The sequence below is a fragment of the Streptomyces coryli genome, assembly GCF_011044975.1.
Classification (GTDB): domain Bacteria; phylum Actinomycetota; class Actinomycetes; order Streptomycetales; family Streptomycetaceae; genus Streptomyces; species Streptomyces coryli.
The window spans coordinates 26,178-37,658 of the sequence record NZ_JAAKZV010000056.1; the positions used below are offsets into that span (position 1 = coordinate 26,178).

General features: G+C 72.3%; 12 protein-coding genes. 9 read left to right on the plus strand and 3 right to left on the minus strand.

Features of this window, described 5'->3' with window-relative positions; all coding sequences use genetic code 11:
• The first annotated feature begins 65 nt into the window (after positions 1-65).
• A complete protein-coding gene (locus G5C51_RS15280; RefSeq protein ID WP_165237510.1) occupies positions 66-656 on the plus strand; it encodes a TetR/AcrR family transcriptional regulator in 591 nt (196 codons plus the stop codon).
• On the opposite strand, the gene G5C51_RS15285 is transcribed toward G5C51_RS15280, so the two are convergent.
• The gene (locus tag G5C51_RS15285) at positions 653-2,605 is read right to left on the minus strand and encodes an ABC transporter ATP-binding protein (RefSeq protein ID WP_165237512.1); all 1,953 of its coding nucleotides are present in this window, start codon (positions 2,603-2,605) and stop codon (positions 653-655) included. The two genes, G5C51_RS15280 and G5C51_RS15285, sit on opposite strands and share 4 nt — an antisense overlap.
• 45 nt (positions 2,606-2,650) lie before the next feature.
• Positions 2,651-3,673 (minus strand): LacI family DNA-binding transcriptional regulator, encoded by a 1,023-nt coding sequence (locus G5C51_RS15290; RefSeq protein WP_165237514.1) that lies wholly within the window; start codon positions 3,671-3,673, stop codon positions 2,651-2,653.
• A gap of 128 nt (positions 3,674-3,801) precedes the next feature.
• On the opposite strand from G5C51_RS15290, the gene G5C51_RS15295 reads away from it, so the two are divergent.
• The 8 genes from G5C51_RS15295 to G5C51_RS15330 all read left to right on the plus strand — a co-directional run bounded on the left by G5C51_RS15295 (position 3,802) and on the right by G5C51_RS15330 (position 10,807).
• Positions 3,802-4,683 carry a universal stress protein gene (locus G5C51_RS15295; RefSeq protein ID WP_338118154.1) on the plus strand — a complete coding sequence of 294 codons (882 nt, stop codon included), beginning with the start codon at positions 3,802-3,804 and terminating at the stop codon, positions 4,681-4,683.
• Positions 4,684-4,826: 143 nt separating this feature from the next.
• A complete protein-coding gene (locus G5C51_RS15300; protein ID WP_165237516.1) occupies positions 4,827-5,030 on the plus strand; it encodes a cold-shock protein in 204 nt (67 codons plus the stop codon).
• A 128-nt stretch (positions 5,031-5,158) separates the two neighbouring features.
• The gene (locus G5C51_RS15305) at positions 5,159-5,380 is read left to right on the plus strand and encodes a hypothetical protein (protein WP_165237518.1); all 222 of its coding nucleotides are present in this window, start codon (positions 5,159-5,161) and stop codon (positions 5,378-5,380) included.
• Positions 5,381-5,399: 19 nt separating this feature from the next.
• Positions 5,400-5,942, plus strand: coding sequence for a hypothetical protein (locus tag G5C51_RS15310; protein ID WP_165237520.1), 543 nt, complete (start codon positions 5,400-5,402; stop codon positions 5,940-5,942).
• 84 nt (positions 5,943-6,026) lie between these two features.
• The gene (locus G5C51_RS15315) at positions 6,027-7,607 is read left to right on the plus strand and encodes an aspartate-alanine antiporter-like transporter (RefSeq protein WP_165237522.1); all 1,581 of its coding nucleotides are present in this window, start codon (positions 6,027-6,029) and stop codon (positions 7,605-7,607) included.
• Positions 7,608-7,654: 47 nt separating this feature from the next.
• On the plus strand, positions 7,655-9,706 hold the full coding sequence (locus G5C51_RS15320) for an MFS transporter (RefSeq protein ID WP_165237524.1): 2,052 nt from the start codon (positions 7,655-7,657) through the stop codon (positions 9,704-9,706).
• A 12-nt stretch (positions 9,707-9,718) separates the two neighbouring features.
• Positions 9,719-10,207, plus strand: coding sequence for a GNAT family N-acetyltransferase (locus tag G5C51_RS15325; protein WP_165237526.1), 489 nt, complete (start codon positions 9,719-9,721; stop codon positions 10,205-10,207).
• A 162-nt stretch (positions 10,208-10,369) separates the two neighbouring features.
• Positions 10,370-10,807 (plus strand): hypothetical protein, encoded by a 438-nt coding sequence (locus G5C51_RS15330; protein ID WP_165237528.1) that lies wholly within the window; start codon positions 10,370-10,372, stop codon positions 10,805-10,807.
• Between the two features lie 77 nt (positions 10,808-10,884).
• Here the strand turns inward: G5C51_RS15330 and ppgK are convergent.
• Positions 10,885-11,481 (minus strand): polyphosphate--glucose phosphotransferase (ppgK, locus tag G5C51_RS15335; RefSeq protein ID WP_165237530.1); only part of this gene is annotated, 597 nt, incomplete at its 5' end.

Below are 11,481 nucleotides of genomic sequence, written 5' to 3' on the forward strand. Positions count from 1 at the left end.
CTATTGAACTCGGTTCAACAGACAGCGTGCGCGGCTATTGAACCCGTGTCAAGTAGGCTGTGGGGATGACTCGAACGCGGACCCGGAGACGCTTGGGCACGGTCGAGCGCCGGGAGCAGTTGCTCGCGGTGGGCGCCGAGCTCTTCGCCGAGCAGCCCTACGACGACGTCTGGATCGGCCGGGTCGCGGAGATCGCGGGGGTCTCGCGCGGCCTGCTGTACCACTACTTCCCGAACAAGCGGGACTTCTTCGCCGCGGTCGTCGCCCACGAGGGCCGGAAGCTGATGGAGCAGACGGCGTACGGCCCCGAGGTGCCGGTCGAGGAGCGCCTCACCACCGCGCTCGACGTCTATCTGCGCTTCGCCGAGGAACACCCGCAGGGGTTCAGGGCCGTCCACCGGGCCGCCGCGGCCTCCGATCCGGACATCGCCCGCATCTACGAGGAGCTCCTGGCCGCGCAGGAGCAGCGCATGACCGACGCCCTGGCCGCGGGCCCCGCCGAGGATCTGCCGCCGGCGGAGCTGCGCCTGGCCGTGCGCGGCTGGCTGTCGTTCTTCATCACCGTCACCCTGGACTGGCTCGACCGGCCCGACCTCCCGCGCGAACAGGTGCGGGAGCTGTGCGCGCGGACGCTGCTGGGGGCGGTGGGCCGCTAGGCCGCGGACGCCGGATCCCTGATCCCGTACTGCGCCGCCTGCGCCTCGTACATCTCCCGGTAGTGCCCGCCGGGCAGCCGCATCAGCGCGGCATGGTCGCCCTGCTCGATCAGCCGCCCCTCGTCGAGTACGTAGATGACATCCGCCGTCGCGGTCGCCGCCAGCCGGTGCGTGATGAGCAGGACGGTGGTGCCGTCCGCGGTCATCTCGCGCAGCGCCTGGAAGGCGGCTATCTCCGCGATCGGGTCGAGGGCCGAGGTCGGTTCGTCGACGACGACCAGGGGTGCCTCCCGGTAGCGGGTGCGGGCGTTGGCCAGCTTCTGCCACTGGCCGCCGGAGACCTGGGTGCCGCGCTCGTAGCCCTTGATGACCAGGCTGTCCCAGCCGTGCGGCAGCGCCGCGACGACCTCGTCCGCGCCGGACTCGGCGGCGGCCCGGTCCAGTCGCCCGGCGTCCGGGACGCCGTCCGCGCGGCCGATGTAGATGTTGGCGCGGGCCGTCATCGCCCAGTGCGGGAAGTCCTGGGTGAGGATGGCGACCCGGTCGAAGAGCGCGTCCCGGTCGGCCTCGCGGGTGTCGACGCCGTCCCACAGCACCTGCCCGGACGTGGGCAGCAGCAGGCCGGTGACCAGCTTCGACAGCGTCGTCTTCCCGGAGCCGTTGTCGCCGACCAGGGCGACGACGCGCCCGGCAGGGATGGTCAGGCTCACGTCCTCAAGCGACGGCGCGGGATTGCCCGGATACGTGAACGTCAGCCGCTCCACCCGTATCTCCCGGGTCGGCTCCGGCAGCGGCAGCCCGCCGGCCGGGATGGCGTGCTTCGCCGACTCGCGGCAGGAGACGTCCAGATCGTGCAGGTAGAGGGCCTCCTCGTACAGCCGGTTGACCTGCAGCACCAGCGAGGTCAGGTCCGCCGACGCGGTGCGGATCGCGATCACCGCCGTGCCGCCCACCGCCAGCGGCATGCCGCCCGCGGTGAGCAGCGCCCACAGCGTGCCGTATGTGCCGAGGGCGGCGATTCCCGACAGGCCCGAAGCCACCAGCAGTGTCCCGCCCTTGGCGTGGGCGAGGCGCTTCTGCTCCACCTCCAGCGTGGCCGACATGTCGGCGTACGCGCGGTTCAACAGCCGCCCCGCGCCGTGCGCGCGGATCTCGGCGGCGGTGTGCTGGGCGGTGAGGTCGTGGGTGAGCACGCCGATGGCGCGGCGGTGCTCGATCCACAGGTGGATCGACTCGTGCCGGCGCCGGGCCGTGCGCACCGCGCCCCAGCCCTTCGGCGCGGCGATGAGCGCGAGCATCGGCAGCAGCGCCGGATGCAGCAGCGTGAGCACGCTGCCCGCGGCTATCAGCCCGATCATGGCGTTGATCACCGCCACCGAGTTGCCGATCATGCGGCGTACGGAATCCGTCCCGAACCGGCCCGCGTCGAGCTTGCGATGGAAGTCCTTGTCCTCCAGCGCCGACAGCTCCACCCGCGCCGCCAGCCGGTAATAGCGCGCGGTGGCCTCCCGCTCCACTTGCGGCTCCAGCCGCGCCGCGGCCGCGACCGAGACCGCCGCGAGCACCGCGGACAGGGCCGTCACGACCGTGATGGCCAGCAGCGCGGGCAGCGCCTGCCGCAGCCGGTCCGGGGTCGGCCCGTCGGCGAAGAGCGCTACGAGCACCCGGTTCGTGGCGAGGAGGCCGAAGGCGCCGCTGAGGCCGATGCCCACCTCCGCACCGACCACGGCGAGCAGCGCGGGCCGGTCTACCGCCCAGGCGGCCCGCACCACGAGGCCGATCATGCGCGGCAGCTCCCGCGCCATGGCCCAGAACGACAGCCGCAGCAGCGGCAGTTCATGCTGCACATATGGCTTGTCGTAGCGGAGCGCGCCCCCGAAGAGCGTCTTCTCGGTCTCGGATACGGGGATCTGCGGGCGCCCGCGCCTCTTCGGCCATAAGCGTTTCATGAGCAGCAAGCATGGCCGAGGCCACTGACAACCCGTCCACGCGTTTTACCCGCGACCGGTCGATTCCCGCCACTCCACCTCGACGGCCACCTCGCCCACCACCTCCGGCTCCTCGCCGGGCCCCCGGACCAGCCGGTCGATGGCCTCCGACAGCGGCGCCCCGCCCGGCAATTCGATACGGACGGTGGACAGCCGCGGCCGCAGCAGCCGGCCCAGCAGCAGGTCATCGGCGCCGATCACCGCCACGTCCGCCGGCACCTCCAGCCCGGCGTCCTGCAGAGCCCGCTGCAGCAGCATCGCGTACTCGTCGTTGTACGCGAACACGCCGTCGAGCCCCAGCTCCCGCCAGCGCCCGGCCAGTTCGGCGGCCGACTCCTCCGTATACGCCAGGTCCACCGGCTCGGCGTGCGCCCCGCCCGCCGCCGCGGCCTCGCGCGCGCCGCGCAGCCGGGGCCCGGCGAAGACCGCGAGCTCCGGCTCCGCCGGCACCACGACGCCGATCCGGCGACAGCCGCGCTGCGCCAGGTGCGCGACCGCCGCCGCGCCGACCCGGCTGTGGTCGAGGACGAGCGTGTGCAGCCCCGGCACCGGTGCCGAGGCGACGGCGACCAGTGCCCGCACCCCGGCCCCGCGCAGCACCCGCACCGCCTCGTCGCTGAGCCCGTTCGCGCCGAACACCGCCGCCGGCCGCAACTCCGCCCACGCCCGCGCCTGCTCCACCCCGCCGGGGGCCCGGTCCCCCGCGCCGTACTGCACGACGGCATAGCCGCGCCGCACGAGACCGCGCTGCAGCTCTATGAGGAAGCGGCTGAACAGCGGCCCGACAGGGATGTCGGGGGTGGGCAGCAGCACGGTGCGATTGCTCCCCGCGCGCAGCGTGCGCGCCGCGAAGTTCGGCACGTAGCCGAGCTCCTCCGCCGCCGCGCGCACCCGCGCGCGGGTGGCCTCGCTGACCCGGGCGGTGGTGTTGTCGTTGAGCGCGTACGACACGGTCGCCCGCGAGACGCCCGCGCGGCGGGCGACGTCGGCGCTGGTGGGGGCCGGTGGCCGGAGGGTCCGATCAGTCATGTCGAGGCCCATCCTCACCCGTACCGGGGCGCTTGGGCCAGTCCCGCCCACTCCCCGGGACGCGCCGGAGGTGGCACGCTCGGTGCAGCGGCTCCGGCGACGGGCGCGGCGGAAGGCGGTGGCGAACGGTGGAACTCCCCCTCGTTGTAGGCATCGACGGCTCCGAAGGCTCCTTCACGGCGCTGGACTGGGCGGTGGCCGAGGCCGTCCGCCGCGGCGCGCATCTGCATCTCGTGTACGCGTCGCTGTGGGAGGCGTACGAGGCCCCGCCCGCGATCCCCGCTCCCCCGCCGCCCGGCCGCGAGCTGGCCGAACGGATCCTCGCGGCGGCCGGCGAGCGGGTCCGCGCCCGGACCCAGGACGTGAAGTTCACCGCCTCCGTGCTGACCGCCGACACGGTGCCCGCGCTGCTGCGCGAGTCCGAGGGCGCCTCGCTGCTGGTGCTCGGCCACCGCGGCCGCGGCTCGATGCCCGGGCTGCTGCTGGGCACGACCGTCCTCGCGGTGGCCGCCCGCGCGCGCTGCCCGGTCGTCGTCGTACGGGGCGGGCAGCCGCAGGTGCGGGGCCGGCACGGCCGCGTGGTGGTCGGCATCGGCGACACCAAGGGCAGCGCGCAGGCGGCGGTGTTCGCCTTCGAGGAGGCGGAGGTGCGCGACCGGCGGCTGGACGCCGTGCACGCCTGGCGCTGCCCGGAGCGCGCGCTGCCCGTCCACCCGCACACCATCGGCGGCGCCGCCGACCCGCACCTCAGGGACGCGCAGTGGACCCTGGACCGGGCGATCCGCGGGCTCACCGCCGCCCACCCGCAGATCCAGGTGCGGCAGACCGTCCTGGAGGGCCGGGCCCGGGACGCGCTGCTGGCCGAGGGCGCCACGGCCGACCTGCTGGTGGTGGGCGCCCGCCCGCGCCCCGCCGGGAACGGGCAGGGCATGCTGCTCGGCGAGGTCAGCCATGCGGTGGTGCACCACGCGCCGTGCCCGGTCGTGGTCGTACCCGATCGGGAGACCTGACGCACAGACCCCGCCCCGCGCGGCGAATGTGTGCTACGTTCGGGGCAGTTGCAGTTTTGGTACCCATGAATTCTAGGTGCGCCTGACGGCCTGTGGCCGCGGGCGCATTTTTGGTTTCCGGGTGCGCTATGGAGGAGATTTACATGGCAACAGGGACCGTCAAGTGGTTCAACGCCGAAAAGGGCTTCGGCTTCATCGAGCAGGACGGCGGCGGCGCCGACGTCTTCGCGCACTACTCGAACATCCAGGCGCAGGGCTTCCGTGAGCTCCAGGAGGGCCAGAAGGTCAGCTTCGACGTCACGCAGGGCCAGAAGGGCCCGCAGGCGGAGAACATCGTCCCGGCCTGATCCGGACACGCCACGGCCGGGCCCGCACCCCTCCAGGGGTGCGGGCCCGGCCGCGTTCAGATCACAAGGCCGTTGCTTTCCGAACAGACTTGCCCGCATTGCCGCGGCGGCACCGCATACTGGCAGTAATGCCGAAATCAACAGCGCCCCGACGCCATTTGCCCAACAGCCCCTTCAAAGCCAAGGCCACCCCCCGCATCGAGGACTTCGTCGTCGGCGACCGGGTCTGCCACGATCAATACGGGCTCGGCCGCATCGTCGCCGCCGAGTACGACATCGCGCTGCACGTCGACTTCGGCGACCGGCAGCTCCGCATCACGAGCCCGTACGCGCGGATGCACAAGCTCTGACGATGTGACGAGGGGGCCCATGGCGGAGGTGTTCTTGCGCGGCCTGTCCCGCTGGCAGGCCGATACGCAGCGCGACGCGGTCGCCGATCTGTACGTACGGGCCTACGACTCGGTGCCGGGCGCGAAGTCCGGGGACCGGGAGGAGTTCCTGCGCCGCTTCGCCACGCAGGTGCAGCGGCCGGGATTCGAGATGGTGATCGCCGGCGCGGTGAGCCTGGCCGGCTGCGCGTACGGCTTCCGGGCCGAACGCGCCGGCGGCGGGCCTCCGGAGCTGCCCGGGACACTGCTGAGCGGCCTCGAGGAAGTCACCGGCTCCGGCCAGGTCTTTCTGCTCGCCGAGCTGATGGTGCTGCCCGCCCAGCGCCGCCGGCACCTGGCCACGCGCATGCAGGCGCATCTGCTGGCCCGCTCCGCCGGCAGCCCCGCGGTCGCCGTCACGGACCCGGACAACGATCCGGTACGCACGGCCTTCGAGACGTGGGGGTGGACGGCACACGGGCCGTTCCGGCCGGACGACACCGCGGGCCCCCAAGACGTGTGGGTGCGACGCCCGGGAGACTGACGGCCGCCGGGCGCCGCCGGGCCGACACGCTGCCTGCTCCGGAGCTGCGGCCCCGCGTGTGCACCGCACGCGATCATGTCCGTTATGTGGGGTTTTCTAGCGGACAATCCATACGTCACGCTCTTCGCCGTCATCACGGCGGGCAGCCTTCTCGGCCTCGTGCGCTTCGGCCCGGTGGTGCTCGGACCCGCCGGGGTGCTGTTCGTCGGGCTGCTGGTGGGTGCGCTCGACCCCGCCATCGGCAAGGCGGCGCCGGCGGCGCTCGGCGCCGTCGGCCTGGCCTTCTACGTCTACACCGTGGGCCTCGAGTCGGGCCCCGCCTTCTTCCGCGAGCTGCGCCCGCAGCTCACGGTGATGGCGGGGGCGGTGGCCGCACTGGTGGTCACCGCCGCGGCGGTCGGCTGGCTCGGCAGCGGCCTGCTCGGCATCCCGGGCGGCTACCTCGCCGGCGGCTACGCGGGCATCGGCACCACGACCCCCGGCCTGGCCGCCGCGCAGGCCGCCGCCGAGAAGCCGGAGCAGCCCGCCGTCGGGTACGCGATCGGCTATCCGCTCGCCGTCGTGCTGGCCATCCTGGCCATCGCGTTCATCGCCGGCCGGAGCAGCTGGGGCTCTGCCAAGGACCCGGGCAGCCCGCTGCCGCGCCGGCTCATCGCCCGTACGATCCGGGTCGACCGCGCCGCCCAGCTGCGGGACGTGCCCGAGATCGCCGACGGCCGCGTGCTGATCAGCGTGATGCAGCCCGCCGGGGCGGCGAGCGAGGTGGCCCTCGACGCCCGTACCACCGCGGCCGGGGACCGCATGGTGCTCGTCGGCGGCGAGGAGGCCGTGGCCGCCGCCACGGAGCGGCTCGGCGCCCTGGACTCCGCGCATCTGCTGGACGACCGCTCCCAGGTCGACTACCGCCGCATCCTGCTGACCAACCCGGACCTCGCCGGGCACACGCTGGGCGACCTGCGGCTCGCCGAGAAGTACGGCGCGATGGCCACCCGGCTGCGCCGCGGCGACCAGGATCTGCTCGCCCACGACGACCTGGTCGTGCAGCTCGACGACCGGATCCGGGTGGCGATGCCGCGGGAGCGGACCCGCGAGGTGACCGCCTACCTCGGCGATGTGGAGGCGCGGGTCAGCCAGGTCAGCGCGGTCAGCCTGGGCCTCGGTCTCACCCTCGGCTTCCTGATCGGCATCCCGTCCGTCACGCTCGGCGGCTCCGCCTTCGCGCTCGGCACCGCGGCCGGGCCGCTGATCGCCGGCATGGTGCTCGGCCGGCTGCGGCGCACCGGACCGATCGTGTGGACGCTGCCCACCCGCGCCAACCTGACCCTGCGCCAGATCGGCCTGCTGCTCTTCCTCGCCGTCGTCGGCATCACGTCCGGCGACGCGTTCCGCAAGTACGCCTTCACCGCCCTCGGCGGCAAGCTGGTGCTGCTGCTCACGGTGACCGCCCTGCTCAGCTACGGGCTCTTCAGCCTCGCCGCCAAGCTGCTCGGGCAGAGCCGGGAGCGGACCACCGGGCTGCTCGCCGGGTACGTCGGGAATCCGGCGCTGCTGGCGTACGCCAACGGGCGGGTGCACGACAGCCGGGTCAACACCGGGTACGCGACGCTGTTCGCGCTCGCCATCCTGGTCAAGATCGCTTGTATCCAGGTGATCGTCGCCTTGTGATCACCCCGTGGAAACTTGCAGGGTGCATGCAAGTGTAGGATGCAGCTATGTCTCAGCCCGCCACACGCCTCCCCCAGAACCGGATAACCGCACCACCATCCACGGAGAGGCGCCAGGCCGGCGGCGGGTTCGTTGCGATCCTCGCCTTCTGCGGCATCACCGTCTCCGTGATGCAGACGCTCGTCGTGCCGCTGGTGACGGACCTGCCGAAGCTGCTGTCGACCACCGCCTCCAACGCCTCCTGGGTGATCACCGCCACGCTGCTCGCGGGCGCGGTCTCCACCCCGGTGATGGGGCGGCTGGGCGATATGTTCGGCAAGCGGAAGATGCTGATCGTCGCCCTCAGCCTGCTGGTGATCGGCTCGCTCGTGTGCGCCGTCACCTCCGATGTCGCGCTGATGGTGGTCGGCCGGGCGATCCAGGGCGGCGCCATGGGCGCGATCCCGCTCGGCATCAGCATCATGCGCGACGAGCTGCCGCCGCAGAAGCTGGGCTCCGCGATGGCGCTGATGAGCTCGTCGCTGGGCATCGGCGGCGCGCTCGGCCTGCCGGCGGCGGCGTTCCTCGCCCAGCACGCCGACTGGCACACACTCTTCTACAGCGCCGCCGGGCTCGGGGTGCTGTCGATCGTGCTGGTCCTGTCCGGCGTCCCGGAGTCCGCCGTCCGCGCGCCCGACCGCTTCGACTTCCCGGGCGCCATCGGACTCACCGCGGGTCTGGTCTGTCTGCTGCTGCCGATCACCAAGGGCGGCGACTGGGGCTGGTCCAGCTCCACCACGCTGGGTCTCTTCGGCGCCGCGGTCGTCATCCTCGTGGCCTGGGGCTTCATGGAGCTGCGCACCAAGCGCCCGCTGGTCGACCTGCGCACGACGGCGCGGCGGCCGGTGCTGCTGACCAACATGGCGTCGATCCTGGTCGGCTTCTCCTTCTACGCGATGACGCTGGTGCTTCCGCAGGTCCTGCAGTTGCCTGAGGCGACCGGTTACGGACTCGGCCAGTCCATGGTGGCGGCGGGTCTGTTCGTCGCGCCGATGGGCGTGGCGATGATGCTCGTATCGCCGCTGTCGGCACGCATCAACGCGAGTGCAGGACCGAAGGTCTCGCTGATGCTGGGCCTGCTGGTGATCGCGGCCGGTTACGGCGGCGGTATCGCGCTGCTGAACGCGCCGTGGCAGACCGCGGTCGTCGCGACCGTCATCGGCGCGGGTGTCGGCATCGCGTACTCGGCCATGCCGACGCTGATCATCGGCTCGGTGCCGGCCGGCGAGACCGGCGCGGCCAACGGCCTCAACACCCTGATGCGGTCGATCGGCATGTCCACCTCGTCCGCGGTGGTGGCGGTGATCCTGGCGCACTCCACGACCCGCATAGGCGCGGTCGAGGTGCCGAACATGGACGGCTTCCGCATCGCTTTCGGGGTGGCGAGCGGGGCGGCGGTGATCGGGCTGCTGATCGCGATGTTCCTGCCGAAGCTGCAGCGGCCTTCGGGGCCGGTGGCGACGAGCGCGGACTCGACGAGCGGGGAGGCTGCGCGTGCGGACTCCGCGACCGCCGAAGAGACGCCGCAGGCGCCCGCCCCGGTGTCCTCCCCCGGCATCCGCGGCCGCGTCGCGGGTCCGGGCGGTGCGCCGCTGGCCGGTGCCGCGGTGACGCTCATCGACCCGGCGGGCCGTCAGCTCGGCCGCGCGGTCAGCGACGCCGACGGCGGCTACCGCATCGCCGCCGCCGCGAGCGGCACCGCGACGCTGATCGCCGCCGCCGACTCCCACCAGCCGCACGCCACGCCGGTGCGCCTCGCCGAGGACCGGCAGCTGGTGCAGGACCTGCTGCTCGCGGCGCCCGAGGGCTCGGTGCGCGGCACCGTCCGCGGTCCGGGCGGGGTCGCCTTGCCGGGCGCGCGGGTCTCGCTGGTCGACGGGTCCGGCGAAGTGGTCGCCAGCGGCACCACGGACGCCACCGGCGGCTTCGCCTTCGAGGGCCTGCCGCGGGCCCGCTACACGGTGGTGGCCAGCGGCTACGAGCCGGTGTCGGTGCCGGTGGTCCCCGATGGGGGCAGTGACTTCGCCATCGAGGGCGTGGACGTGCGGCTCGGCGGCTGAGACAGTACGCGGATGCCAGAGCCGCGACTGGAGCTGCTGCGCCGGGACCACGCCCCGGCGTTGCTCGCCTTCGAGCAGGAGAACCGCGCGTACTTCGCGGCCGCGATCCCGGACCGCGGCGACGCGTACTTCGCGGACTTCACCGCCCGGCACGAGGCACTCCTGACGGAGCAGGCCACCGGCGCGTGCTACTTCCACGTGCTGGTGGCCGGCGCCGAGATACTCGGCCGCCTCAACCTGGTAGACGTGTCGGCCGGCTCCGCCGAACTCGGCTACCGCATAGCCGAAAAGGCCACCGGCCGCGGCCTGGCAACCCGCGCCGTACAGCACCTGTGCGAGGTGGCGGCCACGGACTACGGCCTGACCGAACTCCGCGCCGCCACCACCCTGGACAACACCGCCTCAGCCACAGTCCTGACCCGCGCAGGCTTCGCCCCCATCGGCAAGACGGTGCTAGACGGCCAGCCCGGCACCACGTACCGGAAGTCACTCGCCCTTTAACGAGCTCGTGGTGCTCGCCGAGAGCCCGATGGGCGGACTGTCTCACCCTCCAGACCAGGTACCCTCACCCCCGTTCCGCGTCCGGCAACGCTGCACAACGACCATGTCCGGACGCTGAACTGGGCCCACCGGAGAGGTGGCTCAGGACGAGAGGGGAACTGTATGAGGAGCGCCGTCAAGCACGCGGCACGCGCCGTCGGCGTACTCGGGATCACTGTCGGCATCACGTTGACCGCGGGAGTCGGCACCGCCAGTGCGGGAGACCGTACGGCAACCAACTTCAGGTGTTATTGCGGCTATGACCAGGTGGCCAGGTTGCGGGCCACGGTCAGGTTCGAGGACGGCGGCGAGCACGTCTACGTCAAGGACCAGCTCAGTGACGGCAGCAAGATCTATGCCAAGGTCTATGACTCGAGCACGTCTCCGGACAAGTACCACGGCACGACATGGAGCGACGGGAGCGGGCACAGCTCCAACTACTCCTTCAAGGAAGGTCACCGCGTCAAGATCCTTGTCTACATGGACAAGGATCCCGAGTACGGCCGCTGGAAGTACTTGGGCTTTGTGAAGACGGCCAGCGGCAAGTACCCCCGGGCCTAAGGGCTCGGATCCGACGCAAGCGTGTCAAGGAAGAGCAGCTCCACAGATCACTCGTGGAGCTGCTCTTCAGGCGCTGTTCAGCTCGATGCGGCGGAGGCCGCCATCGCTGCGCCGACGATGCCGGCGTTGTTCTGGAGTTCGGCCGGGACGATTTCGGCGCGGATGTCCTCGATCAGGGGGAGGAACTTCTCCGACTTGCGGCTCACGCCGCCGCCGATGATGAACAGGTCGGGCGAGAAGAGCATCTCCACGTGGGCGAGGTACTTCTGCACCCGCTTCGCCCAGTGCGCCCAGCTCAGGTCCTCGTCCTCCTTGGCCTTCGACGAGGCGTGCTTCTCCGCGTCGTGGCCGTGCAGCTCGAGGTGGCCGAGCTCGGTGTTCGGCACCAGGCGGCCGTCCGTGAAGAGGGCGCTGCCGATGCCCGTGCCGAAGGTCAGCATCATCACCGTGCCGGTGCGGCCGCGGCCCGCGCCGAAGGTCATCTCGGCGATGCCCGCCGCGTCCGCGTCGTTGATGACGGTGACCGGGCAGCCGAGCCGGTCGCCGAGCAGCGCGGCCGCGTCGAGGTCGACCCAGCCCTTGTCGACGTTCGCGGCGGTACGCACCGTGCCCGACGTCACCACCCCGGGGAACGTGATCCCCACCGGCTTCCCCGACCACGCCCACCCGAAGTG

Excerpts from the sequence above, each read along its gene's own strand:
- G5C51_RS15280 (WP_165237510.1), top strand. The coding sequence starts at position 66 with ATGACTCGAACGCGGACCCGGAGACGCTTGGGCACGGTCGAGCGCCGG.
- G5C51_RS15285 (WP_165237512.1), bottom strand. The coding sequence starts at position 2,605 with ATGAAACGCTTATGGCCGAAGAGGCGCGGGCGCCCGCAGATCCCCGTA.
- G5C51_RS15290 (WP_165237514.1), bottom strand. The coding sequence starts at position 3,673 with ATGACTGATCGGACCCTCCGGCCACCGGCCCCCACCAGCGCCGACGTC.
- G5C51_RS15300 (WP_165237516.1), top strand. The coding sequence starts at position 4,827 with ATGGCAACAGGGACCGTCAAGTGGTTCAACGCCGAAAAGGGCTTCGGC.
- G5C51_RS15305 (WP_165237518.1), top strand. The coding sequence starts at position 5,159 with ATGCCGAAATCAACAGCGCCCCGACGCCATTTGCCCAACAGCCCCTTC.
- G5C51_RS15310 (WP_165237520.1), top strand. The coding sequence starts at position 5,400 with ATGGCGGAGGTGTTCTTGCGCGGCCTGTCCCGCTGGCAGGCCGATACG.
- G5C51_RS15315 (WP_165237522.1), top strand. The coding sequence starts at position 6,027 with ATGTGGGGTTTTCTAGCGGACAATCCATACGTCACGCTCTTCGCCGTC.
- G5C51_RS15320 (WP_165237524.1), top strand. The coding sequence starts at position 7,655 with ATGTCTCAGCCCGCCACACGCCTCCCCCAGAACCGGATAACCGCACCA.
- G5C51_RS15325 (WP_165237526.1), top strand. The coding sequence starts at position 9,719 with ATGCCAGAGCCGCGACTGGAGCTGCTGCGCCGGGACCACGCCCCGGCG.
- G5C51_RS15330 (WP_165237528.1), top strand. The coding sequence starts at position 10,370 with ATGAGGAGCGCCGTCAAGCACGCGGCACGCGCCGTCGGCGTACTCGGG.